We start from the raw sequence: 23,359 nt of genomic DNA on the forward strand, positions 1-23,359 counted from the left end.
CGGTGTTTATGTGCGTGTTCCAACCAGCACGGCGGCGGCCCGCCGCGCGCGCCGGACGATCGCGTACCCCTTGGTCAGCGCCCGGTCCCGGGCGAACGTCCGCCCGATGTCCCGGCCCTCGACCAGGCGCCCGAACCGCCCGATGTCCGTCGCCCGCCGCACCGTCACCCGCCGCAGCGCGTACGGGCCCTGGGGGCGCCGCGCCAGCGCGTTGCCCACGGCCAGCCCCTGCGCGAACCCGGCCCGGCGGACCACCTCCCGCACCCGGCGGCTGGAGTAGCCGTACGGGTAGGCGAACGAGACCGGGACGGTGCCCGCCTCCTCCCTGATGATGTCCCGGCACCGCACGGCCTCGAACCGGAGCCGTTCGTCGTCGAGCTGGTCGAGCTGCGGATGGGTGTGGGTGTGGCCGCCGATCTCGGTGCCGGCGGCGGCCAGCTCCCGCACCTGGTCCCAGTCGAGCATGGTGTCCGGGGCGCCGCCCTCGTCGTACGGGCCGCGCAGCCAGCCCGTCGAGACGAACAGGGTGGCGGCGAAGCCGTGCCCGGCCAGCACCGGCAGCGCGTGCCGGTGCACCCCCTCGTACCCGTCGTCGAAGGTGATCAGCACCGGGCGTTCCGGCAGCGGCGCCCCGGTCCGCCAGGCGTGCCCGAGCCGTGCCGTCGTCACCGGGGTGAACCCGCGCTCGCCGAGCAGCCCCATCTGCTCGGCGAACGCCTCCGGCGAGACGGACAGCCCGTACGCCGCCCTCGCGGGACGGTGCCCCACGGCGTGGTACATCAGGATCGGTACGGGGCCGGTCATGACGGGGCTCCGATCGGTCCGTACGAGAAGCCGCCGCCCTTACGGGACGTCAGGCGCCCGTGCGCGTAACCCGCCGCCGCCACCGCCACACCCGTGACGACGGCGCCCGCCCGGCCCGCGCCGCCGGGCCGGGCCAGGACGAAGTCCCTCAGGCCCCGCGCCACTGCGGCGGGCAGCACCCGCGTGGTGTACCGCCGCTCGGTCTCCAGCCCCTTGTCCGCGCCGACGCTCCGGGCGACGAGCGCCTTGGACAGCCCCTCGGCGTAGGCGCGGGTGCGGAAGTAGCGGTACGTCGCCCGGCCGGGCGGGACCTTGTGGTGGATCACCGCCCGGTCGTCGATCAGCAGGACCGCGTCCGGCAGGGCCTTGCCGAGCCGGATGCACAGCTCCGTCTCCTCGCAGCCCAGCGGCCGTTCGTCGCCGTCCCGCCCGATACCGGTGGCGAACCCGCCCGCCGCGTCGAAGGCGCCGCGCCGGAAGGAGGCGTTACCGCCCAGGACGTTGCGCACCCGCACCCGTCCGGCCGGCAGGCCCCGGTACGTACAGCCGACGATCCAGTCGAACTCCTCCGGGAACCAGGCCGGGCGCCGTCCCGACACCCAGGCCGGCACGGTCCGCCCGCCGACGGCCACCACCCGGGGGTCGTCGTACGCCTCGTCGAACCACCGCAGCCAGTCCCGCTCGGCGACGGCGTCGTCGTCGAGGAAGGCCACGATGTCGCCGCGGGCCGCGGCGATACCCGTGTTACGGCCGGCCGAGAGGCCGCGGGGGCCCGCGTTGGCGAGCACCCGCACCTCCTTCCCGGCGTCCGCGTACTCCTTGCCGAGCCGCTCCCGCAGCGGCTCGTTGTGGTCGACCACGAGCAGCGTCTCCAGCGCGGGCAGCGACTGCCGGCGCACCGAGCCGACCGCCGCGAGGATGTCCTCCCAGCGGTCCTCGGTGTACACGCAGATCACCACCGAGAAGTGACGTCCTCTCAAGAGAGCTCACCCCGGGGCACGCCGACCGAGAAGTCGGCCGTACGGCGGCGGCGATCGGCGCGCGGGACACCCTTCTCCCGGAGGATCACCTTCAGGACGCGGATGCCGTCGCGCACGGCGTTGAGGTTGCTGACGCCATGGATGCGCAGGTACTCGTGGCTGGGCACCTCCTGGACCTTCAGGCCGGCCTTGACGACCCGGATGTTGATCAGGGTCTCTATCTCGAAGCCGGTGCAGTCGAGGGTGACCCTGTCGAGGCAGTGGCGCCAGAAGGCGTTGTAGCCGTAGCAGAGGTCGGTGTACCGGGCGCCGAACTTGGCGTTGACGATGGCGCACAGCAGGCGGTTGCCCAGCCGGCGGACCGGGGTCATGTCGTCCGTGCCGCCGCCGTTGGCGAAGCGGGAGCCCTTGGCGAAGTCGGCGCCGCCGACCAGGGCGGAGACGTACGACACGATCTCCTGGCCGTCGGCCGAGCCGTCGGCGTCGACCATCACGATGATGTCGCCGGTGCAGGCGGCGAAGCCGCTGATGAGGGCGTCGCCCTTGCCCTTGCCGACCTGCTTGACGACCTTGACGTCGGGCCGCAGCGAGCGCGCCACATTGACGGTGTCATCCGTGGAATTGCCATCCACCAGGACGACTTCATGGATCCACTCGGGCAGGGTCTTGAAGACGTACGGGAGATTCTCCGCCTCGTTCATCGCGGGGATCACCACGCTCACCGGTGGTGTGATGGCGAGGTGGGATGTGATCGCCCGGTACTGGGCGGCTATTCGGCCGCTTTCGGAGTCGACGGCATCGCCGACGGCCGGGCGCAGGAAGGAGCTCATGGGTCATTTCCCTCTCGTCCGGTGGACCGCCCACCCCCGGGCGGTCCGGATGAGTATCCGGTTCGAAAGGGGGGTTTTACTCACTCGCCCATGACGGAACGGATCTCCGCGCATGACGGGTGAGCAGGTAATTCCGGCCGCGCGCGGTACGCGCCTCGGCACGGGAAACGTCACCGGGCACGGCACCCCCCTACCGCGCCCCGCTCCGGCCCCATCGCGGCGCTTGAGCCCTCCCCTTGAGCCGCCTTGCGTGATGGACCGTTGCGGGTGGATGTACGACGGTATTGATAACCGGGACTGTAAGGCAAGACTTGGGCCGAGGCTCCCCTTTTCGCTTCATTGACCGCACTTTGACGGGTCCGATCGGTTCCGTCGGAAAATCGGAAGGAGATCCTTCCGGGCATGAGGGGGAATTGTGGCCTGAGTTGCGCCTGGGGAATTCCCCACCGGAAGTCGGAATGAGAACCCGAACGGAGGACGCGGCGGTGCGCCGGGACCGACCGCCGTCGGTGGTCCCTGACCGGCAGGGTGTCAGGTCACCCTCCGCATGGGTGAGTTGCCCGCAACCTCCACATATCGACCCTCAAGGGCGGCTAGATTTTGACTCGGAGTCAACTACTCGCCACGCGCGGCTATTGGCATGGACACTGCATCCTGCTACGAACTTTTTAGGCAGAAATCCTGCTAAAGGGAGGTTCCATGAAACTGTCCCGAGCCGCGGCATTCTCGACCTCACTCCTCCTCGGCGCCGTCCTGACCCTCACCGGGGCGGGGGCGGCACAGGCCGGCTCGTCGGCCGCAGCCCTCGACTACGTGGCGCTCGGCGACTCGTACTCCTCCGGAGTCGGCGCCGGCGCGTACGACAGCTCCAGCGGCAACTGCAAGCGCACCCCCCGCGCCTATCCCGCCCTCTGGGCGGCCGCCAACGCACCCTCGTCCTTCGCCTTCACCGCTTGCTCAGGCGCCCGTACCAACGATGTGACGGCAGGTCAGCTCGGACCGCTGTCCTCCGCCACCGACCTCGTCTCCATCACCGTCGGCGGCAACGACGCGGGCTTCGCCGACGTCATGACCACCTGCGTCATGCAGTCCGAGGCCACCTGCATCGCCCGCGTCAACGAAGCGAAGCGCTATGTCGACACCACCCTGCCCGGCCGCCTCGACTCGGTGTACTCGGCGATCAGATCCAAGGCGCCGTCGGCCCGTGTCGTCGTCCTCGGCTACCCCCGCTTCTACAAGATCGGCGGTAGCTGCATCGCCGGACTGAGCGAGAACGAACGCCGCGCCATCAACGGCGGCGCGGACCACCTCAACGCGGCGACCGCCAAGCGCGCCGCCGACCACGGCTACACCTTCGCCGACGTCACCCCCGCCTTCACGGGCCACGAGATCTGTTCGGGCGCGTCCTGGCTGCACAGCGTGAACTGGCTCAACATCGGCGAGTCCTACCACCCCACCGCCGCCGGGCAGTCCGGTGGCTACCTGCCCACCTTCAAGGGCTCGCTGTAGGAGCGGCGCTCGATGACGTGACCCCGTCCGTAGGGATCGGCGTGCCGTCCGTCGGGGTGCCGGAAGGCGTCCCACCGGTCGGCGTACCCGTCGGGTGCGCGTCCCGGCACGTCACCGAGAAGCCCACCCAATTGGACCGCGCCTCGACCGGGCTCCGGATCTCCAGCCGGACCCGGTCGCGGTGCGTCCCGTCCGTCCGTTCCGTGTGCTCGACCTGCCGTACGGTCTCCCCGCCGAACTCCTCCTTCCGCCAGCCCGAGCCCGCGCCCTCGCCGCTCTCCGTCACCCACCGGTAGCCGACGGAGGCCGGCGTGCGGCCCACGGTGATCGTCGCGCGGAAGGCCGGCGCCTCCGCCTCCGGGGGCGGACACGTCCCGCGGTAACTCCCGCGCACCGCCTGGGCGTACACCTGCACCGACTGCGGAGTCACCGTACGGGGCGGCGGGCTCGGCTCCCGCGTGCCCTCACCGCCGCTCGGTGTGCCACTGGGCGTGGCCGTCACGCCCGGCGAGGTGGCGCCCGCGCCGACGCCCCCGGTGCCCGGGTCGTCGTCGCGCAGCAGGGCGTACGTCAGGCCGGCGAGCGCGAGCAGCACGGCGGCCACCCCCGCCGCCAGCGCGGCACCCCCGCGCCGCGACGAGGACCGCCCACCGTCCACCCCGGTGGTGGCCGTACCCGACCCCACCGCCCCCGCGACGACCGTCGGAGCCTGGTCCCCCGCCTCGATCGGAGCCGTACGCGGGTTCCCGCCCGCGCCCACGACCCGCAGCCAGTGCCCCGCCTCATCGGCCGTGAGCCGCTCTGCCGGGTCCTTGCGCAGCAGCCCCTCGATGACCGGCGCCAGCGGCCCGGCCCGGCGCGGCGGCGGCAGCTCCTCGTCGACCACGGCCCGCAGCGTGCTCAGCGGCGTGTCCTGCCGGAACGGCGTGCCGCCCTCCACCGCCGCGTACAGCAGCACGCCCAGCGACCACAGGTCCGAGGCAGGCCCCGGATTCCGCCCCAACGCGCGTTCCGGGGCGAGGAATTCCGGGGAGCCGATCAGCTCACCCGTCATGGTGAGGTTCGACGTGCCCTCCACCGCGGCGATGCCGAAGTCGGTCAGTACCACCCGGCCGTCGTTGGCCAGCAGGACGTTCGCCGGCTTCACGTCCCGGTGCAGCACGCCCGCCGCGTGCGCGGCGCTCAGCGCATCCAGCACCTGTGCCCCGATGTGGGCGGCCCGCCGCGGCGGCATGGGCCCCTCCGCGTCGAGCGTCTCGGCGAGCGTCAGCCCCCGGACCAGCTCCATCACGATCCAGGGCCGGCCGTCCTCGGTCGCCACGTCGTACACGGTGACCACGCCCCGGTGCGAGACCCGGGCGGCGGCCCACGCCTCCCGCTCCAGCCGCGCGTACAGCCGCTGCTCGTCGGCGGAGCCGAGACCGGCGGGCGCGCGCACCTCCTTGACCGCGACCTCGCGGCCCAGCACCTCGTCCTGTGCGCGCCACACGACGCCCATGCCGCCCTGGCCCAGCGGACTCAGCAATCGGTAACGCCCCGCCACTTTCCGCCCGGTGCCCGGCCCTTCGGTCATAGGACCCCAAGCTAGCTCAAGCCGCCCCTGAGGGGAACGTGTCCAACTCGCCGTGGAATCAGTTGTATTCGGAGGGTAGTCGTCAACCCTCGTACATGTGTGGTGAATCCCGCCACCGGGATACACGAGTGTGATGCGGGGAGGATAGGGTTAATCTGCAGCGGCCGGGTGCCCTCGTACGGGTGGGGAGTGACATGGAACAGATAACGGTGCGCAGCAGGCCTCGGGTGCCTGCGATCACATGCGGGAGCAGCGCGACCAGCACGCGCCTGGACCGCCATCTCTCGGTGCTGGGCGGCCCGGCCGTCCCGCAGCGCGAGACGGCCGAAGCGACGCTGCTCATGCGGGAGTTGACGACGCGTGATGTCGCACACACCCGCACCAGCAAGAGCGCCCGCGTCAGGCTCTTCGCGCCGCTGCGCCGCCTGCGCCGCTCGCTCTTCGGCAACCACGCCTGACGGCACCCCCGCACCCGCCGGAAGTCCACCGCGTACATCGTCCCGGCCGCGGTCCGCAGTCGGCGTTCCGGCCGGGGTGGGGCCGTGCAGGGTCGCCCCCGCAGAGGATGGGGGTCCCCCTGCTCGAGCGGAGCCGAGAGCTTGGGGGAGGCGAAGCTGGGGCTCCCCAACAGGCAACCCGAGGCCGCCGGCCTCGAGGAGGTGAGCCCGGAGGGCCCCGCCCCCACCCCACCGGCAGTGACCGCACCCACCCACCGGGCCGCGCGTCAGGCCACCACACCCTCCCGCCGCAAGGCCACCCGCTCGGCATCCCCAAGCCCCAGCTCCCGCAGCACCGCGTCCGTGTGCTCGCCCAGCGCCGGCACCGCGCCCATCCGTGATTCCGGCCCGCCAGGGAAGGTCACCGGCGGAAGCATCGCCCGCAGCGGCCCCACCGCCGTGTCCACTTCCCGCCACCGGTCCCGTGCCGCGAGCTGCGGGTGGGCCGCCACGTCCGCGACCGTGTTGAGGCGGGCGCACGCGATGCCCGCCGCCTCCAGACGCTCGATCGCCTCCACCGTCCCGAGCCGAGCCAGCGACTCCGCCACCACCGCGTCCGTCTTCTCGCGGTGCGCCACCCGGGCCGTGTTCGTGGCGAACGCCGCGTCGTCGCCCAGCTCCGGCCGGCCCAGCACCTGTTCGGCCAGCCGGCGCCACTCGCGGTCGTTCTGCACCGACAGCAGCACCTGCCCGCCGTCGGCGGTCGCATAGGCGTCGTACGGCGCGATGACGGCGTGCGCGACCCCCGTACGCGCCGGGGCTTCGCCCCCGTGCATCCCGTGGTGCAGCGGATGCCCCATCCACTCGGCCAGCGACTCCAGCATGGAGATCTCCACCGGCCCGCCCCGCCCCGTCGTCGCCCGCCGCAGCAGCGCCGCCAGCACGCCCGAGAAGGCGTACATGGCCGCCGCGATGTCGGCCGCCGGAATCCCCGCCTTGACCGGCTGCTCCGGCGTCCCGGTCACCGACACGAGCCCCGCCTCGCACTGCACGAGCATGTCGTAGGCCCGCTTGTGCGCGTACGGGCCGCCCGCCCCGTACCCGGAGATGTCCACCGCGATCAGCCGGGGGTGAGCCGCGCACAAGGCCGCCGCGTCCAGGCCCAGCCGGGCCGCCGCCCCCTGCGCCAGGTTCTGGACGAACACGTCCGCGCCCGCCACCAGCCGGCGCACCACCTCACGACCCCGGGGGTCCTTCAGATCGACCGCCACGGACTCCTTGCCCCGGTTGCACCAGACGAAGTGCGAGGCCAGCCCGGCCGCCGCCGTGTCGTACCCGCGGGCGAAGTCGCCGCCGTCCGGGCGCTCGATCTTGATGACACGGGCGCCCAGGTCGGCGAGCTGCCGGGTGGCGAACGGGGCGGAGACGGCCTGCTCGACGGCGACGACGGTGACACCCTCAAGGGGCAGCGGCAGGGGCAGCGGCTGAGTGCTCATGCAGCCGTACCTATCGTGTACGTACCACCTTTGTCACCCCTTCGGGGAGGCGTACCTCCGCACCGCCAGCGGCACGCACACCGCCAGCAGCGCCAGTGACCAGCCCACCGCCCCGGCCACCGGGTGGGCGACCGGCCAGGCGGCACCCTCCGGAACGGCCGCCGTGTTGCCGAAGAGGTCCCGTACCGCCGTCGTCACGGCCGAGACCGGGTTCCACTCGGCGACCGTCCGCAGCCAGCCGGGCATGTCGCCGGTCGGGATGTACGCGTTCGACAGCAGCGGCAGCATGAACGTGGCGCTGCCCAACTGGCCCGCCGCCTCCTCGCTCCGGGACGCGAGGCCCAGCAGGATGCCGACCCAGGTGGTCGCGAACCGGAACAGCAGCAACAGTCCGAAGGCCCCCACCGCCTCGACCGCGCCGCCCTCGATCCGCCAGCCCATCGCCAGCCCCACCAGCATCAGCGGCACCAGCCCGATGGCCGTGGTGACCAGATCGGCCGCCGCCTGGCCCAGCGGCACGGCCGCCCGGCTCATCGGCAGCGTGCGGAAGCGGTCCATCACGCCCCGGTGGGCGTCCTGGGCGGCGGTGAACATCCCGGTCATGATGCCGTTCGCGGCCGTGGCGACCAGCAGCCCCGGCACCAGGTACGCGCGGTACTCCGTACCCGGCATGGCGAGGGCGCTGCCGAAGACGTACCCGAAGAAGAGCAGGAAGACGATCGGCATCGTCTGCGTCATCACGAGCATCGCCGGCGCGTGCCGGACGCGCTGGAGGTGCCGGCCGAGGACGGCGGCTCCGTCGTGAGCGAGGGCGTTCATATCGAGATCTCCTCACGCGCGGTGAGGCGCAGGAACACCTCGTCCAGCGTCGGCGGCCGCAGCGAGGCGTCCACGATGAGCACGCCCGCCGCGTCCAGCGCGCGGACGACACGGGGCAGCGTGAGCGTCCGGTCCGTCGTTACCGCGCCGACGGTGCGCGTCTCGTCGTCCAGGACCGGCTGCGATCCCGTGAGCCGGTCGAGGACGGCCGCGGCGGCGTGCAGCCCGGCCGCGTCGGCGACGACGACCTCGGCGTAACTGCCGATCAGCGCCTTGAGCTGGGCGGGCGTGCCGGTGTGCGCGGCGCGCCCCTCGTCGATGAGGACGATGTCGTCGGCGAGCTGGTCGGCCTCCTCCAGGTACTGGGTGGTGAGCAGCACGGTCGTGCCCCGGGACGCCAACCCCCGTACGGCGTCCCGGATGGCGTTCCTGCTGTGCGGGTCCAGGCCGGTCGTCGGCTCGTCGAGGAAGAGCACCGAGGGCGGCACGATCAGGCTGGCGGCCAGGTCGAGGCGCCGCCGCATGCCGCCGGAGTACGTCCGGGCCGGGCGCCCGGCCGCCTCGTCGAGCCCGAAGCGCTCCAGCAGCTCGTCGGCGCGGGCGCGCGGGGCCCGCAGCAGCCTGGCGAACAGCCGCAGGTTCTCGGCGCCCGTCAAGTCCCCGTCGACGGAGGCGTACTGGCCGGTGACGCCGATGTGGCGGCGTACGGCGGCGGGGTCGCGCACCACGTCGTGCCCGGCGACCCGGGCGCTGCCGGAGTCGGGGGTGGTGAGCGTCGTCAGGACCCGGACTGCGGTGGTCTTCCCGGCGCCGTTCGGCCCGAGCACACCGCAGACGGTGCTCTCGGGGACGGCGAGATCGAGCCCGCGCAGGGCGCGTACGTCCCCGTAACGCTTCTCCAGGCCTTCACTAAGTACAGCGTACGTAGTTGTCATGCCGCGACCATACCCCACTACGTACGCTGTACGTAACTAGGATGGGAGGCGAGGTGATGATCAATGGCGGGCCGAGCGGCCGAACCGGAAGTGATCTGGGCGCGCCCCGAGCGCACGGGCCGTGGCCCCAGGCCGGCCCACAGCCGCGCCGACATCGCGGCGGCGGCGGTCCGGATCGCGGACGCCGACGGTATCGACGGGGTGTCCATGCGGCGGGTGGCGGCCGAGCTGGGCTGCGGCACGATGTCGCTCTACAACTACGTGCCGCGCAAGGAGGATCTGTACGAGTTGATGGTCGACGCGGTCAGCGGCGAGTACGAGCTGCCCGACGCGCCCAGCGGCGACTGGAAGGCCGACATGCTGGCACTGGGCCGCCAGACCCGCGCCATCATGTACCGGCACCCGTGGCTGACCAGGGTGATGTCGACCGTGTACGGCTTCAGCCCCAACGCCCTGCGCTACCTGGAGCACTGCCTGGACGCCCTGGCGCCGCTCGACGCGCCGGGCGGGGCCAAGATGGAGCTGATCGCGATGGTCAACGGCACCGCCATGATCACCGTCGCGAACGAGCTGGCCATGGCCGAGCGCACGCGTTCGCTGCCGTGGTCCGAGGAGCAGGAGCGGGCCGTGCGCGCCGCCTATCTGGGCCGGCAGGTGGCGAGCGGGGCGTACCCGAGGCTCGCCGAGCTGCTCGCGGAGGCACCGGTTCCGGACGATCCGGACGAGGTCTTCGACCGTGCGATCCGGCGGCTGCTGGACTCGTTCGGCTGACCGGCTGACCGGCTGACCGGCTGACCGGCTGACCGGCTGACTGGCTGACCGGCTCCAGGCGGGCTCCAGGCCGGCTACAAGCTACGAGGCGGGTTACAGAAGCGCGAGCTGTCCCTCCGGGCCCTCTTCCTCCCGGTCCAGCACGGAGGCGGGGCGGCGGGCCGCCTCGGGCGCGGGGAGGACGCCGGCCGCGCGGAGTTCGGCGCGGGTGACCTGCTCCCTTCCGGTCAAGTCCGGTACCTCCGCCTCCAGTTGGGCCTGGAGGGCCAGCACGGTGATCAGCTCGAGGAGCTCGGACGTCCACTCCTGCGGCCAGGCGGCGGGGCGGATCGCCTCCAGGGTGCCGGCTTCCGCCGGGGCGGTGCGGTGCTCGAACCAGAGCTCCAGCACGCGTACCCCGCCCACCCGGTAGTCCCACGCCTCCGCCGGCACGGGTGAGATCCGGCCGCCGTCGCCGACCAGCAGGGCCTCGTCCTCCGCGTCGTACGCCAGCGCGACCGGCCGCGCCGGGAGCGCGGCGCGCACGTAGGGGCGCCGCCCGCCGGGCAGCCGGGGCCGCTCGCCGCCCCGCGCGCCACGCAGTTGGACGTCCCTCATGCGGCGGCCCAGCGCCACGCCCGCCGCCCAGACGGCCGGGTCGGCGGGGAGCGGGACGGCGCACCCGGCGGGGGAGGGGCGGGCGGCGGCCAGCGCCCAGGCCAGCACGTCCTCGGGCGCGACCCCGTGGCCGTACCGCCCGCTCAACAGCGGCAGCAGCCCCGGCGCGAGGTTCGGCTCCCGGCCGCCCGGGCGCCGGTACAGCGGCCGGATACGGCCCGGGCGCCCCGCCGGGGAGCGGCCGTCCGGCAGCGCGGCCGTCACCAGCAGGGCCGGGCCCGGCCCCTGCGGCACGTACCCCTGCTCGACGGCGAACAACTGCCGCTCGTCCGCCACCCGCCACAGCTCCGGGCGGGCCACGTCCAGCAGCCGGTGGTCCGGCAGCAGCCACTGCTCGTCGAACGGTCCATGGGCCAGGCGCACCGGCTCCGGGCACGGCCCCGCCTCCCGCGCCAGCCGCACCGTGCCGGTGCGCTGCCCGGGCAGCGCGGCGACCGAACTCGTGAGCGTACGCGCCCGGCTGGGCCGGAACAGGGCCTCCCGCGTCTCGCCCCCGGCCGCCACCAGCGCCTCCCAGCGGGCCCGCAGGGTGCGCACGTCCGGGGCGACCACCCATGAACGCCCCAGCCGCAGCGGCGCCACGGACCAGGGCATCAGGTCGTCGAGCAGGGGCACATCATCCGTCACCCGCCGCATGCTAGTGACCGCGTTCAGTCCGCCTCCACCGTGACCGTGAAGGAGAACCGGTCGCCCCGGTAGCGGATGCGGGCCACGTCCACCACCCGGCCGTCCTCGTCGTACGTCACGCCCGTGTAGTGGAGGATCGGCGACAGCAGCGGGACCTGGAGCAGCTCGGCCGTCTCCGGGTCCGCGAGCCGCGCCTCCACGGTGTCGGTGATCCGGCTGATCCGTACCCCCACCGCGTCCCGCAGCACCTTCGTCATCGGCCACCGCTCCAGGTCCGCCAGGTCGATCCCGGCCGCGATGTCCGGGCGGACCGCGTTCTCCGCCCAGTTGGTCGGTTCCCCGCTCTCGCCGTCGCAGCGCAGCCGCCGGTACGTGACGACCTCCGTCAGGTCGGGGAAGTGCTCGGTGAGGTCGCCGGGGACCTTGTCCTCGCCGTGGCCGAGAATCGTCGTCCGCTCGCCCGACTGCTGCGCCACGATCGCGTCGATCGAGCCGAGCAGCCGGCGCGGCGCGCTGCGCCGGGCGCCCGGCTCGATGAACGTGCCGCGCCGCCGGTGCCGGCTGATCAGCCCCTCCGCCTCCAGTTCCTTGAGCGCCTGCCGCATGGTCAGCACGCTGACGCCGTAGTGCGCGGCGAGCTGCTCCTCGGTGGGCAGGCGCAGGGACGCGTCCGGCGCGCGGCCGAGTATGGAGGCGCGCAGGGACTGCGAGACCTGGTACCACAGCGGGAGCTTGCGGTTCAGGACCAGCGAGTCGGGGGCGAAGACGGTCACTTTTACTCCGTACCTACTCCGTACTACGGCCGAAAGTGGCGCTCCAGACCCTGCCACACGTCGTCGTAGCCCCGCTGAAGGTGGTCGGCGTTCGCCGCCTGGGCGGTGGCCGTGACCGGCCAGCGCGTCTCGAACATGAAGGCCAGGCCGTCGTCGATCTTCTGGGGCTTCAGCTCGGCGGCGCTCGCCTTGTCGAACGTCTCCCGGTCCGGGCCGTGCGCCGACATCATGTTGTGCAGCGAGCCGCCGCCGGGCACGAACCCTTCGGCCTTCGCGTCGTACGCGCCCTCGATCAGGCCCATGTACTCGCTCATCACGTTGCGGTGGAAGTACGGCGGGCGGAAGGTGTCCTCGCCGACCAGCCAGCGCGGCGCGAAGACGACGAAGTCGACGCCCGCGAGGCCGGGGGTGTCGGACGGCGAGGTGAGCACCGTGAAGATCGACGGGTCGGGGTGGTCGTAGGAGATCGTCCCGATGACGTTGAAGGTGCGCAGGTCGTAGACGTACGGGACGTGGTTGCCGTGCCAGGCGACGACGTCGAGCGGGGAGTGGTCGTACGTCGCGGTCCACAGGTTCCCGCAGAACTTGTTCACCACCTCCACCTCGCCCTCCACGTCCTCGTACGCGGCGACCGGCGCCCGGAAGTCCCGGGGGTTGGCCAGGCCGTTGGCGCCGATCGGGCCGAGGTCCGGGAGCTGGAAGGGCTGGCCGTAGTTCTCGCACACGTACCCGCGCGCGGTCTCGTCGAGCAGCTCCACGCGGAAGCGGACCCCGCGCGGGATCAGGGCCACGTCGCCGGGGCGGGCGGCGAGGATGCCCAGCTCGGTGCGGAGCAGCAGGCCGCCGCGCTCGGGGACGATCAGCAGCTCGCCGTCGGCGTCGCTGAAGACCCGGTCCATGGACGTGTTGGCGTGGTAGAGGTGCACGGCCATGCCGGTGCGCTGGGTGACGTCGCCGTTGCCGCCGAGCGTCCACAGGCCGGCCAGCCAGTCCGTGCCGGGCGCCGGGTCGGGGAGCGGGTTCCAGCGCAGCCGGTTGGGGTCGGGCACGGTCTCGGTGAAGGGCGCGGTGCGCAGGGCGCCGTTGTCGGTGCGCGTGAAGCTCGGGTGCGCGGCCGAGGGGCGGATGCGGTAGAGCCACGAGCGGCGGTTGTGGGCGCGCGGCTCGGTGAACGCGGAGCCGCTGAGCTGCTCGGCGTACAGCCCCAGCGGCGCGCGCTGGGGGGAGTTCCGGCCGAGCGGCAGGGCGCCGGGGACGGCCTCCGAGCTGTGCTCGTTGCCGAAGCCGGAGGCGTACTCCAGCGCCTCGGCGATCTTGTTCGCGTGTTCCCGCGCCTGTTCCCGCGTCTGTCCGGTGCCGTCCATCGTCATCGTCGCCCGCTCCTCGCTCGACCTGCCCCAACGGAATCCTATGGAAGACCGTAGGATTCCGCGCGGCCCGCGTCAACGGGGGGTGGGCCTTGGACGATTCCCGCAAGGCGCCGGTTCCGGTGGCGCGGCGCGGCATCATGGACCCCGTGCCTGAGCCCCCTCCGCTCCGCCGTACGCCCGTGCAGCGGCGCAGCGCCGAGCGCCTGAGCCGGATCCTCGACGCCTGCGCCGAGCTCCTCGAAGAGGCCGGTTACGAGGAGCTGAGCACCCGCGACGTCGCCGTGCGCGCCGGCGTGCCGATCGGATCGGTCTACCGCTTCTTCTCCAACAAGCGCGCCATGGCCGCCGCCCTCGCGCACCGCAACCTCGACCGTTACGCCGAGCGTGTGGCCGCCCGCCTCGCGGCCCGCGAACCGGCCCCGGTCGTCGATGTCGTACTCGACGAGTACCTCGCCATGAAGCGCACCGTCCCCGGCTTCGCGCTGGTCGACTTCGGCGTACCGGCGTCGGCGGAGGATGCCGGGGAGGAGGCCGGGGAGAGAGCCGGGGAGGACGTCCGGGAGGGCCCCGGCGGCGGCCCGGACGGCGACGCGTCCGGCCACCTCGTCAACCACGTCGTCGCCGACCGGATCTGCGGTCTGCTCGCCGCCCACCTCGGCCGCACCGCCGACGACGCGCTGCGCCGCAAGGTGCTCGTGGCCGTCGAGGCCACCGACGCGCTGCTCCAGCTCGCCTTCCGTGCCGGTCCTCCGGGGGACCTGGAGCTGATCGCCGAGACCCGCGCACTGCTGCACGCCTATCTGGCGCCCGTCCTCGCACGCTGAACCATCGCCACCATGCCTACCGGTCGGTATGCTCGGCGGAGTCTGCGCGTCACCGTCAACGCCGCCGCCCCGGGAGGCCCCCATGCCCACCGCCCTCCGCATCTGCCCGCTCTGCGAAGCCACCTGCGGGCTCACCCTCACCATCGACGGCACGCGCGTCACCGGTGCGCGCGGCGACCGGAACGACGTCTTCAGCCAGGGGTTCATCTGCCCCAAGGGCGCGTCGTTCGGCGAACTCGACGCCGACCCGGACCGGCTCCGCACGCCCCTGATACGCGAGGGCGGCGAGTTCCGGGAGGCGACCTGGGACGAGGCGTTCGACCTGGTGGCGCGCCGGCTGCCGCCGCTCGTCGAGCGGTACGGCGCCGACGCCGTCGGGGTCGTCCTCGGCAACCCCAACGTCCACACCATGGCCGGGGCGCTCTACCCGCCCGTCCTGCTGGGCGCCCTGCGCACCCGCAGCCTGTTCACCGCGTCCACGCTCGACCAGATGCCCAAGCACGTCTCCAGCGGGCTGATGTTCGGCGACGCGTTCGCCGTCCCCGTGCCCGACCTGGACAGCACCGCCCACCTGCTGATCATCGGCGCCAACCCGGTCGAGTCCAACGGCAGCCTGTGCACCGCCCCCGACTTCCCCGGCAGGCTCAAGGCGCTGCGCAAACGCGGCGGCACCCTCACCGTCGTCGACCCGCGCCGCACCCGCACCGCGCGCCTCGCCGACCGGCACGTCGCCATCCGCCCCGGCACGGACGCCCTGCTCCTCGCCGCCCTGGTCCACGTGCTGTACGCCGAGGACCTCACCGGCCTCGGGGCGCTCGCCGGGCACGTCGAGGGCGTCGAGGAAGTCGCCGAGGCGGTACGGGAGTTCACGCCCGAGGCGGTCGCCGCCGCGTGCGACGTGGACGCCGCCACCGTCCGGGAGCTGGCCCGCGCACTGGCGGCGGCGCCCTCGGCCGCCGTGTACGGGCGGATCGGCGGCAGCACCGTCCCGTACGGCACCCTCACCAACTGGCTCGTCGACGTCCTCAACGTCCTCACCGGCAACCTCGACCGGCCCGGCGGCGCCCTGTTCCCGCTCTCCGCCACCGCGCCCGCACCGCGCCCGGCGGGCCCCGGCAAGGGCTTCGCGCTGGGCCGCTGGACCAGCCGTGTGTCCGGGCACCCCGAGGCCAAGGGCGAACTTCCCCTGGCCGCCCTTGCGGAGGAGATCGAGACCCCGGGCGAGGGCCGCATCCGCGCGCTCGTCGCCGTCGCCGCAAACCCGGTGCTCTCCGCACCCGACGGCGACCGCCTCGACCGGGCCCTCGGCGCACTGGACTTCATGGTGAGCGTCGACCCGTACCTCAACGAGACCTCCCGCCACGCCGATGTGATCCTGCCCCCGCCGCCGCCCGCCCAGAGCGCCCACTTCGACTTCGCGTTCAACGGCTTCGCCGTCCGCAACCAGGCCCGCTACACCCCCGCGCCCGTGCCCCTGGAGGCGGGCCGCATGGACGAGTGCGAGATCCACGCCCGGCTGATCCTCGCCGTGACCGGCATGCACGGTGCCGACCCGGGCGCCGTCGACGACATGGTCATCGCACGCACCCTCGCCAAGGCCGTCACCGAACCGCACTCACCCGCCCACGGCCAGGACCCCGAGGAGTACGCGGCCCGGCTCACCGGCCGCACCGGCGCCGAGCGGCGGCTGGACCTGATGCTGCGCCTGGGCCCGTACGACCTGACCCTGGACCGGCTCCTGGAACACCCCCACGGCATCGACCTCGGCCCGCTGAAGCCCCGTGTCCCGCAGGTCCTCAAGACCCGCAGCGGGCGGATCGAGCTGCTGCCCGCCCCGATCGCCGCCGACCTTCCCCGGCTGCGCACCGCACTCCGGGAGCGGCCGGCCGAACTCGTCCTCGTCGGCCGCCGCCATCTGCGCTCCAACAACTCCTGGATGCACAACGTCCCCACCCTCAACAGCGGCACCAACACCTGCACCCTCCAGGTCCACCCCGACGACGCGGCCCGCCTCGGTCTCACCGACGGCGCGCCCGCCCGCGTCAAGGCCGAGGGTGGAGAGCTCATGGTCCCGGTGGAGGTCACCGACACCGTACGCAGGGGCGTGGTGAGCCTCCCGCACGGCTGGGGACACGACCGGCCCGGGACGCGCATGACGGTCGCCGCGACACGCCCCGGCGTCAACGTCAACCAGCTCCTCGACGGGACCCGGCTCGACCCCCTGTCGGGCACGGCCGTGCTCAACGGCTTCCCCGTCCACGTATCACCAGCGGGCTGACCTGGGGTTTTGCTCGTATTGCTCACACGTCAACATCTTGTTAAGCGCTGAACGAGGCACCTAACGTCATCCGGACCGCCGCCCCCCGGTGGAGTTCAAGGGTGAACGTTAGGTGTCCTCCATGCTGACAATCCTCGGCTTCGCCATGATCGCGACCTTCCTGGTCCTGATCATGATGAAGAAGATGTCGCCGATCGCGGCGCTCGTCCTCATCCCCGCCCTCTTCTGTGTCCTCGTCGGACAGGGCGCACAGCTCGGCGACTACGTCATCGAAGGCGTCGGCAATCTCGCGCCCACCGCCGCGATGCTGATGTTCGCCATCGTCTACTTCGGCGTGATGATCGACGTCGGCCTCTTCGACCCGATCGTCCGGGGCATCCTGCGCTTCTGCAAGGCCGACCCGATGCGGGTCGTGGTCGGTACGGCGGTGCTCGCCGCGATCGTCTCGCTGGACGGCGACGGCTCGACCACCTTCATGATCACCGTGTCGGCGATGTACCCGCTCTACAAGCGCCTGAAGATGAGCCTGGTCGTGATGACCGGTATCGCCGCCACCGCCAACGGCGTCATGAACACCCTCCCCTGGGGCGGCCCCACCGCCCGCGCGGCCACCGCGCTCAAGCTGGACGCCGGCGACATCTTCGTACCGATGATCCCGGCCCTCGGCGTCGGACTCCTCTTCGTCTTCGCCCTCGCGTACGTGCTGGGGCGGCGTGAGCGCAAGCGCCTCGGCTACCTGACGCTGGACGAGGTCCTGGAGCCGCAGTCCGAGACCGTGCTGGTCAAGGCCGGCGGGGGAGAGGACCGTCCCAAAGCGGCGGCGGGCGGCGCCGGTGCCGGACCGGACTCCGGCGACGGCTTCCAGGGGCTCGACCCGAACCGCCCCACTCTCCGCCCCAAGCTGTACTGGTTCAACGCGGCCCTCACCGTGGCCCTGCTCACCGCCATGATCATGGAGGTGCTGCCCATCCCGGTGCTGTTCCTCATCGGCGCGGCCCTCGCCCTCACGGTCAACTTCCCGCACATGCCCGACCAGAAGGCCCGCATCGCCGCCCACGCCGACAACGTCCTCAACGTCGCCGGCATGGTCTTCGCCGCCGCCGTCTTCACCGGCGTCCTCACCGGCACCGGCATGGTCAAGCACATGGCCGACTGGCTCGTCGGCGCCATCCCCGACGCCATGGGCCCGCACATGGCGCTCGTCACCGGCCTGCTGAGCCTGCCGCTGACGTACTTCATGTCCAACGACGGCTTCTACTTCGGCGTCCTGCCCGTCCTCGCCGAGGCCGGCGCCGCGCACGGCGTCTCCCCGCTGGAGATCGCCCGCGCCTCACTCGTGGGCCAGGCCCTGCACATGTCCAGCCCGCTCGTGCCCGCCGTGTACGTCCTGGTCGGCATGGCCAAGGTCGAGTTCGGCGACCACACCCGGTTCACCGTGAAGTGGGCCGCGCTCACCTCGCTGGTGGTGCTCGGCGCCGGAATGCTCTTCGGGATCATCTAGGTGAAGCGGTACTGGCTGCTGCGCCTCGTCATCGCCTTCGGCTTCGCGCAAGGGGCGGTGTCGATGGCGCGGCCCGCCGTTTCGTACCGCGCCCTCGCGCTGGGCGCGGACGAACGCGCGATCGGGGTCATCGCCGGGGTGTACGCGTTGCTCCCGCTGTTCGCGGCCGTACCGCTGGGCCGCAGGACCGACCGGGGGCGGTGCGCGCCCCTGCTGCCCGTCGGGGTGGTGCTGATCGCGGGCGGCTGCGCGCTCAGCGGGACGGCGGGCTCCCTGGTGTGGATGGCGGCGTGGAGCGGCGTCATGGGGCTCGGTCACCTGTGCTTCGTGATCGGCGCCCAGTCCCTGGTGGCCCGCCAGTCCGAGCCGGCCGAACAGGACCGCAACTTCGGGCACTTCACCATCGGCGCCTCGCTCGGGCAGCTCGTGGGGCCGGTCGCGGCCGGGCTGCTCATCGGCGGCGACATGGGCCGCAGCAGCGCCCTCGCGCTCGTTGCCGCGGCCGCCGTCGCCGCCGTGTCCCTCACGTCCCTCTGGCGCATAGAGCACCGCGACGAAAACCGGCTCCACGCGCGCGTGGAGCGGGACAAGGTGCCCGTCCACCGCATCCTCCGTACGCGCGGAGTGCCCGCCGGGATCTTCATCAGCCTCGCCGTGCTGTCCGCGACCGACATCCTCACCGCCTACCTGCCGGTGATCGGCGAGCACCGCTCGATCGCCCCCGCCACCGTCGGCCTGCTGCTGAGCCTGCGCGCCGCCGCCACCATCGCCTGCCGGCTGGTCATGACCCCGATGATCCGGCTGCTCGGCCGTACGGCGCTGCTGACCGTGACGTGTCTGCTCGCGGGCCTGCTGTGCGCGGGCATCGCGCTGCCCGTCCCCGTGTGGGCGCTCGCCGTGATGCTGGCCGTGCTGGGGTTCTGCCTGGGGGTCGGCCAGCCGCTGTCGATGACGACCGTGGTCCAGGCGGCCCCCGACGAGGCCCGCTCCACGGCCCTCGCCCTGCGCCTGACGGGCAACCGGCTCGGCCAGGTCGCGGCGCCCGCGTCCGCCGGGCTGATCGCCGGCCTGGGCGGCACGGCCGCCCCGTTCGTCATGCTGGGCGCCCTGCTCCTCGCGGCGGCGGGCCTGGGCGTCCGGGTGGGCCGGGCGCCGGGGACGGACCCGGCCCGCGCGGGGAAGGGACGCCGCAGGGCGCGTCAGGGCGCGTGATCCTGGGCGCGCGGGACGCCGGGCGCGTACAGGGGGCGTGATCCTGGGCGCGCGGGACGCCGGGCGCGTCAGGGGGCGTGATCCCGGTCGTCCGGCGCGGGCGTGCCGAGGAGCGTCCGGGCGTGGCCGATCAGCCCCTCCAGGGCCACGTCGAACGCCGCGTCCGCGCGGCCGGCGCCGACCGCCGTCAGGGCGCGGGCGAGCTGCGGGGTAGGGGAGTCCTCGGGCAGCTCCCACATCGTCTCGGGGGCGGCCAGGTCCAGAGCGGAGCCCAGGACCAGGTTCTCCAGGCCGGTGAGGACCGGCATGACGTCTGCTACCGCGAACCCGGCGCCGAGCAGCAGGCCGACGGCCCGCTCGTACTGCTCCAGCACCTTCGGCGCGCGTACCGGTGACGTCGTCAGCAGCGGGATCACGCGCGGGTGCGCGGCGAAGGCGGCGCGGTAGGAGCGCGCCCAGGCGGCCAGCGCGGCGTCCCAGGGCTCCAGGTCCAGCGTCCGCGAGTCGATCGCCTCGCAGATCCGCTCGCGCATCAGCTCGACGATGCCGTCCCTGCCGTCCACGTGGTGGTACACCGAGCCCGTCTGCGTACCGAGCCGCCGGGCGATCTGCGGCACGCTGAACTCACCCTGCTCGTCGACCAGTTCCAGCGCCGTCGTCGTGATGCGTGCCCGGTCGAGCAGCGGTGTGCGCGGCCGTCCCATTGCCAGCTCCTGTCGTCGGGTCTTCCCGGATGCCCTGATGGAGGCTACATTGCCGAAACCGAAAGCCTTTAGGTTTCCGCTCGTGGCTTCCCGCGGCTTTCGGTTCCCCCCTTGTTCGCAGCCCCGCTTCCGCTTGCAGAAGGGCTCGTCCACGCCCATGTCCGTGACCTCCAAGGCCTCCCCGCCCAGAGCCGGGCAGCAGCCCGCGCCCGGCCGGCTCCGCACCGGCACACTCGGCACCGCCGACATCGCCTTCTTCGTCGTCTCCGCCGCCGCCCCGCTCACCGTCATGGCGGGCGTGGCGCCCATCGCCATCGTGCTGGGCGGCATCGGTGCCCCCGTCGCCTACCTGATCGCCGGCATCACCCTGACCGTCTTCGCCGTCGGGTTCACCACCATGAGCCGCCACGTCCGCAGCGGCGGCGCCTTCTACGCGTACATCACCCAGGGCCTCGGCAAGCCCGTCGGCATCGGCGCCGCGCTGCTCGCCGTGGTCGGCTACAACGGCATGGAGATCGGCGTGTACGGGCTGCTCGGCAGCGCCACGGCCGACACCGCCCACGCCCTGTGGGGCGTCGACATCCCCTGGCTGCCCATCACGCTCGCCGGGCTGGTCCTCATCTGGTACGGCGGCTACCGCTCCATCGACTTCGGCGCCAAGGTCCTCGGCGTCCTCCTCGTCGCCGAGACCGGGATACTCGTCCTCCTCGCGGGCGGCGTGCTGCTCAAGGGCGGCGCCGACGGGCTGTCCCTGGCCTCCCTCGCCCCGGACAGCTTCCTCGTCCCCGGCACCGCCGCCGTCCTCGCGTTCGCCTTCATCGCCTTCACCGGGTTCGAGTCCACGGTGATCTACCGCCGGGAGGCCCGCGACCCCGCCCGTACCGTCCCCCGTGCCACCTACATCGCCGTCTGCTTCCTCGGGGTGTTCTACGCGTTCATCGTGTGGGCCGTGATCCAGGCCTTCGGCGACGCGCAGGTCGTCAAGGCGGCGGCCGATGACCCCGGCGGGCTGTTCTTCGCCGCCATCACCACCTACGTGGGCGCGTGGGCCGCCGACCTGATGCACATCCTGATCGTGACCAGCATCCTCGCCTCACTGCTGGCCTTCCACAACGCGATCAACCGCTACAGCCTCGCCCTCGCCGAGGAGGGCGTGCTGCCCGCGTCCCTCGCCAAGGTGCACCCCCGGCACGGCTCCCCGTACCTGGCCGGAGCCGCGCAGACCGTCCTCGGGCTGGCCGTCGTGCTCGCCTTCGCGCTCGCCGGAGCCGACCCGTACACACAGCTCCTGCTCTGGGTGAACACCCCCGGCGGCATCGGGCTGATGGCGCTCCAACTGCTCGCCGCCATCGCCATCCCCTGCTACTTCCGCCGCGTCCCGCACGACGAGGGGGTCGTCCGTACGCTCATCGCGCCGGTGACCGCCGCCGTGCTCCTCGCCGCCGCGATCGGACTCGTCGTGTCCAAGATCGACCTCTTCACCGGCGCGTCCGCCACCGTCAACACCGTGCTCGTCGCCGTCGTCCCCGCCGTCTTCCTCCTCGGCCTGCTGCTCGCCGCCCGGCTTCGCCGCAGCCGCCCCGAGGTGTACGCGAGGTTCGCCGAAGAGCCCACATCGTCCCCCGACTGAGGAGTCCTTCCGTGCCCGCAGCCGACCTCGTCCTCACCGGCGCCAAGGTCCGCACCCTCGACCCCGGCCACCCGCACGCCACCGCCGTCGCCGTACGCGACGGGCTGATCGCCGCCGTCGGCGACGCCTCCGTCGTACGCGACTGGACGGGCCCCGGCACCGAGACCATCGACCTCGCCGGGGCCACCCTCACCCCCGGCCTCACCGACTCCCACAGCCACCCCGTGTGGGGCCTGGAGATGGCCACCGGCCTCGACCTGTCCACGGTCACCGACCTGGACGGGCTGCTGGCCGCGCTGCGCGGCGCCGGGCGCACCGGCGGCTGGGTCGTCGCGTACGGACTCGACCACAACGCCTTCGGCGGCCGCCCCGTCGACCGCGCCCTCATCGAGGAGGCGGTGCCCGGCGCCCCCGTCTTCATCCGGCTGTACGACGGCCACTCCGCCCTCGCCAACGGAGCCGCCCTGGAGGCCGCCGGGATCGACGGGCCCCGCGCCTTCGCCCAGCGCTCCGAGGTCGTGTGCGACGACACCGGCCGGCCCACCGGCCACCTCGTCGAGCACGCGGCCATGGCCCTGGTCACGGCCGTGATGCCCAAGCCGTCGTACGGCGAACGGCGCGCCCGGCTCGTCGAGTTGCTGTCCGCGATGGCCGCCACCGGGCTGACCGGCGCGCACGTCATGGACCTCGGTGACGGTGACGTACCCGATCTGCTGGCCGCCGTCGAGGAGTCGGAGGACCTGCCGCTGCGGCTGCGGCTGGCCCCCTGGTGCATGCCGGGGGCCGACGAGGAGGAGCTGGACGAGCTGATCGCCCTCCAGCGGTCGCGCGGCCGGAACTGGCTGGTCGGCGGGGTGAAGTTCTTCATGGACGGCACCGTCGAGGGCGGCACGGCGTGGCTGGAGCACGCCGACTGCCACGGCCAGGGCACCGAGGCGTTCTGGCCGGACCCGGCCGCCTACAGCGCGGCCGTGCGCAAGCTGCACGCGGCCGGGGTGCGCACCGCCACGCACGCGATCGGCGACGCCGCCGTGCGGCACGTCCTGGACACCGTCGCGTCCCTGGGGGAGGGCGGCCGGCTCGCGCACCGCATCGAGCACATCGAGACCGTCCCGGACGACCAGCTCGCCCGGTTCGCCGGACTGGGCGTCATCGCCTCGATGCAGCCGCCGCACACCGCGTACACCCGCGCCGACCGCACCGACGAGTGGTCCAGGCGGCTCGGCGGCGAACGGGCCGCCCGCGCCTGGCGCTGCCGTGACCTGCGGGACGCCGGGGCGTACCTGGCGCTCGGCTCGGACTGGCCGATCGCCCACTACGACGCCCGGCAGGTGCTCGCCACGGCCCGTGCCCCGCGCGGCGCGGCGGCCGGCGGCCGGGGACTGACCGGCCTGATGGCGCTGGAGGGCTGCACGACCCACGCGGCGGTCGCGGCCGGCGAGCAGGCGGTGGCGGGCCGGATCGCGCCGGGACTGCGCGCCGACCTCACGGCGTTCGCGGTGGACCCGGTCGACGCGCCCGCCGACGAGGTCGCGGACGCGCCGGTCCGGCTGACGGTCTCCTTGGGCCGGGTGACGCATCAGCGGCCCTGACGGTCTCCCCGGCCGGGTGACGCATCAGCGGCCCTGA

20 protein-coding genes are annotated in these 23,359 nt (G+C 73.1%); 9 read left to right on the top strand and 11 right to left on the bottom strand.

Going from position 1 to position 23,359, the window contains the following annotated elements:
* Positions 1-6 precede the first annotated feature (6 nt).
* From AB0J57_RS30485 to AB0J57_RS30495, 3 genes are read right to left on the bottom strand one after another with little or no spacing between them, the layout of a single operon-like run.
* The gene (locus AB0J57_RS30485; protein ID WP_366131583.1) at positions 7-804 is read right to left on the bottom strand and encodes a polysaccharide deacetylase family protein; all 798 of its coding nucleotides are present in this window, start codon (positions 802-804) and stop codon (positions 7-9) included.
* A complete protein-coding gene (locus tag AB0J57_RS30490; protein WP_366131584.1) occupies positions 801-1,784 on the bottom strand; it encodes a glycosyltransferase family 2 protein in 984 nt (327 codons plus the stop codon). The genes AB0J57_RS30485 and AB0J57_RS30490 overlap by 4 nt, the downstream gene beginning before the upstream one ends.
* Positions 1,781-2,614, bottom strand: coding sequence for a glycosyltransferase family 2 protein (locus AB0J57_RS30495; RefSeq protein WP_366131585.1), 834 nt, complete (start codon positions 2,612-2,614; stop codon positions 1,781-1,783). The genes AB0J57_RS30490 and AB0J57_RS30495 overlap by 4 nt, the downstream gene beginning before the upstream one ends.
* 699 nt (positions 2,615-3,313) lie before the next feature.
* Between AB0J57_RS30495 and AB0J57_RS30500 the strand changes: the two genes are divergently transcribed.
* Positions 3,314-4,123 (top strand): SGNH/GDSL hydrolase family protein, encoded by an 810-nt coding sequence (locus AB0J57_RS30500; protein ID WP_366131586.1) that lies wholly within the window; start codon positions 3,314-3,316, stop codon positions 4,121-4,123.
* Here the strand turns inward: AB0J57_RS30500 and AB0J57_RS30505 are convergent.
* Positions 4,107-5,696, bottom strand: coding sequence for a serine/threonine-protein kinase (locus AB0J57_RS30505; protein WP_366131587.1), 1,590 nt, complete (start codon positions 5,694-5,696; stop codon positions 4,107-4,109). The genes AB0J57_RS30500 and AB0J57_RS30505 overlap by 17 nt on opposite strands.
* 194 nt (positions 5,697-5,890) lie before the next feature.
* Between AB0J57_RS30505 and AB0J57_RS30510 the strand changes: the two genes are divergently transcribed.
* Positions 5,891-6,154, top strand: coding sequence for a hypothetical protein (locus AB0J57_RS30510; RefSeq protein ID WP_351825453.1), 264 nt, complete (start codon positions 5,891-5,893; stop codon positions 6,152-6,154).
* A 266-nt stretch (positions 6,155-6,420) separates the two neighbouring features.
* Here AB0J57_RS30510 and AB0J57_RS30515 read toward each other — a convergent pair whose 3' ends face one another.
* The 3 genes from AB0J57_RS30515 to AB0J57_RS30525 are packed head-to-tail and all read right to left on the bottom strand — an operon-like array spanning position 6,421 to position 9,383.
* Positions 6,421-7,629: a CaiB/BaiF CoA-transferase family protein gene (locus tag AB0J57_RS30515; protein WP_366131588.1), complete on the bottom strand. Its 1,209-nt coding sequence runs from the start codon at positions 7,627-7,629 to the stop codon at positions 6,421-6,423.
* Between the two features lie 33 nt (positions 7,630-7,662).
* A complete protein-coding gene (locus AB0J57_RS30520) occupies positions 7,663-8,448 on the bottom strand; it encodes an ABC transporter permease (protein WP_366131589.1) in 786 nt (261 codons plus the stop codon).
* Entirely contained in the window at positions 8,445-9,383 is a 939-nt protein-coding gene (locus tag AB0J57_RS30525) for an ATP-binding cassette domain-containing protein (protein WP_366131590.1), read from the bottom strand. Before AB0J57_RS30525 ends, AB0J57_RS30520 begins: the two co-directional genes overlap by 4 nt.
* A gap of 63 nt (positions 9,384-9,446) precedes the next feature.
* Between AB0J57_RS30525 and AB0J57_RS30530 the strand changes: the two genes are divergently transcribed.
* Entirely contained in the window at positions 9,447-10,154 is a 708-nt protein-coding gene (locus tag AB0J57_RS30530; RefSeq protein WP_366131592.1) for a TetR/AcrR family transcriptional regulator C-terminal domain-containing protein, read from the top strand.
* A 93-nt stretch (positions 10,155-10,247) separates the two neighbouring features.
* Here AB0J57_RS30530 and AB0J57_RS30535 read toward each other — a convergent pair whose 3' ends face one another.
* Genes AB0J57_RS30535 through hmgA form a run of 3 tightly spaced genes read right to left on the bottom strand, consistent with a single transcriptional unit; the run spans position 10,248 to position 13,581 of the window.
* Complete coding sequence (locus AB0J57_RS30535; protein ID WP_366131593.1) at positions 10,248-11,447, bottom strand: type ISP restriction/modification enzyme; 1,200 nt, start codon at positions 11,445-11,447, stop codon at positions 10,248-10,250.
* A 14-nt stretch (positions 11,448-11,461) separates the two neighbouring features.
* On the bottom strand, positions 11,462-12,211 hold the full coding sequence (locus tag AB0J57_RS30540; RefSeq protein ID WP_366131594.1) for a GntR family transcriptional regulator: 750 nt from the start codon (positions 12,209-12,211) through the stop codon (positions 11,462-11,464).
* Between the two features lie 23 nt (positions 12,212-12,234).
* Positions 12,235-13,581 carry a homogentisate 1,2-dioxygenase gene (hmgA, locus tag AB0J57_RS30545; protein WP_366131595.1) on the bottom strand — a complete coding sequence of 449 codons (1,347 nt, stop codon included), beginning with the start codon at positions 13,579-13,581 and terminating at the stop codon, positions 12,235-12,237.
* A gap of 137 nt (positions 13,582-13,718) precedes the next feature.
* On the opposite strand from hmgA, the gene AB0J57_RS30550 reads away from it, so the two are divergent.
* The 4 genes from AB0J57_RS30550 (at position 13,719) to AB0J57_RS30565 (ending at position 19,396) form a co-directional block, all read left to right on the top strand.
* Positions 13,719-14,405: a TetR/AcrR family transcriptional regulator gene (locus tag AB0J57_RS30550; protein WP_366131670.1), complete on the top strand. Its 687-nt coding sequence runs from the start codon at positions 13,719-13,721 to the stop codon at positions 14,403-14,405.
* 82 nt (positions 14,406-14,487) lie between these two features.
* Positions 14,488-16,683, top strand: a complete 2,196-nt coding sequence (locus AB0J57_RS30555) for a molybdopterin oxidoreductase family protein (protein ID WP_366131597.1) — start codon at positions 14,488-14,490, stop codon at positions 16,681-16,683.
* A 121-nt stretch (positions 16,684-16,804) separates the two neighbouring features.
* Positions 16,805-18,184 carry a CitMHS family transporter gene (locus tag AB0J57_RS30560; RefSeq protein ID WP_366131598.1) on the top strand — a complete coding sequence of 460 codons (1,380 nt, stop codon included), beginning with the start codon at positions 16,805-16,807 and terminating at the stop codon, positions 18,182-18,184.
* Positions 18,185-19,396: an MFS transporter gene (locus AB0J57_RS30565; RefSeq protein ID WP_366131599.1), complete on the top strand. Its 1,212-nt coding sequence runs from the start codon at positions 18,185-18,187 to the stop codon at positions 19,394-19,396.
* Between the two features lie 68 nt (positions 19,397-19,464).
* Here AB0J57_RS30565 and AB0J57_RS30570 read toward each other — a convergent pair whose 3' ends face one another.
* Positions 19,465-20,100: a TetR/AcrR family transcriptional regulator C-terminal domain-containing protein gene (locus AB0J57_RS30570; RefSeq protein ID WP_366131600.1), complete on the bottom strand. Its 636-nt coding sequence runs from the start codon at positions 20,098-20,100 to the stop codon at positions 19,465-19,467.
* A 157-nt stretch (positions 20,101-20,257) separates the two neighbouring features.
* On the opposite strand from AB0J57_RS30570, the gene AB0J57_RS30575 reads away from it, so the two are divergent.
* Together AB0J57_RS30575 and AB0J57_RS30580 are read left to right on the top strand one after the other, a co-directional pair.
* Positions 20,258-21,730: an APC family permease gene (locus tag AB0J57_RS30575; RefSeq protein ID WP_366131601.1), complete on the top strand. Its 1,473-nt coding sequence runs from the start codon at positions 20,258-20,260 to the stop codon at positions 21,728-21,730.
* A gap of 11 nt (positions 21,731-21,741) precedes the next feature.
* Positions 21,742-23,322: an amidohydrolase gene (locus AB0J57_RS30580; protein ID WP_366131602.1), complete on the top strand. Its 1,581-nt coding sequence runs from the start codon at positions 21,742-21,744 to the stop codon at positions 23,320-23,322.
* The last annotated feature ends 37 nt before the right edge of the window (positions 23,323-23,359 follow it).

Origin of the sequence: Streptomyces sp. NPDC049837 (genome assembly GCF_040674455.1) — a bacterium.
Taxonomy (GTDB): domain Bacteria; phylum Actinomycetota; class Actinomycetes; order Streptomycetales; family Streptomycetaceae; genus Streptomyces.

Bases quoted from the DNA above. Each gene is read 5' to 3' on its own strand.
- AB0J57_RS30485 (WP_366131583.1), bottom strand. From the start codon at position 804: ATGACCGGCCCCGTACCGATCCTGATGTACCACGCCGTGGGGCACCGT.
- AB0J57_RS30495 (WP_366131585.1), bottom strand. From the start codon at position 2,614: ATGAGCTCCTTCCTGCGCCCGGCCGTCGGCGATGCCGTCGACTCCGAA.
- AB0J57_RS30500 (WP_366131586.1), top strand. From the start codon at position 3,314: ATGAAACTGTCCCGAGCCGCGGCATTCTCGACCTCACTCCTCCTCGGC.
- AB0J57_RS30505 (WP_366131587.1), bottom strand. From the start codon at position 5,696: ATGACCGAAGGGCCGGGCACCGGGCGGAAAGTGGCGGGGCGTTACCGA.
- AB0J57_RS30510 (WP_351825453.1), top strand. From the start codon at position 5,891: ATGGAACAGATAACGGTGCGCAGCAGGCCTCGGGTGCCTGCGATCACA.
- AB0J57_RS30515 (WP_366131588.1), bottom strand. From the start codon at position 7,629: ATGAGCACTCAGCCGCTGCCCCTGCCGCTGCCCCTTGAGGGTGTCACC.
- AB0J57_RS30520 (WP_366131589.1), bottom strand. From the start codon at position 8,448: ATGAACGCCCTCGCTCACGACGGAGCCGCCGTCCTCGGCCGGCACCTC.
- AB0J57_RS30525 (WP_366131590.1), bottom strand. From the start codon at position 9,383: ATGACAACTACGTACGCTGTACTTAGTGAAGGCCTGGAGAAGCGTTAC.
- AB0J57_RS30530 (WP_366131592.1), top strand. From the start codon at position 9,447: ATGGCGGGCCGAGCGGCCGAACCGGAAGTGATCTGGGCGCGCCCCGAG.
- AB0J57_RS30535 (WP_366131593.1), bottom strand. From the start codon at position 11,447: ATGCGGCGGGTGACGGATGATGTGCCCCTGCTCGACGACCTGATGCCC.
- hmgA (WP_366131595.1), bottom strand. From the start codon at position 13,581: ATGACGATGGACGGCACCGGACAGACGCGGGAACAGGCGCGGGAACAC.
- AB0J57_RS30550 (WP_366131670.1), top strand. From the start codon at position 13,719: ATGGACCCCGTGCCTGAGCCCCCTCCGCTCCGCCGTACGCCCGTGCAG.
- AB0J57_RS30555 (WP_366131597.1), top strand. From the start codon at position 14,488: ATGCCCACCGCCCTCCGCATCTGCCCGCTCTGCGAAGCCACCTGCGGG.
- AB0J57_RS30560 (WP_366131598.1), top strand. From the start codon at position 16,805: ATGCTGACAATCCTCGGCTTCGCCATGATCGCGACCTTCCTGGTCCTG.
- AB0J57_RS30570 (WP_366131600.1), bottom strand. From the start codon at position 20,100: ATGGGACGGCCGCGCACACCGCTGCTCGACCGGGCACGCATCACGACG.
- AB0J57_RS30575 (WP_366131601.1), top strand. From the start codon at position 20,258: ATGTCCGTGACCTCCAAGGCCTCCCCGCCCAGAGCCGGGCAGCAGCCC.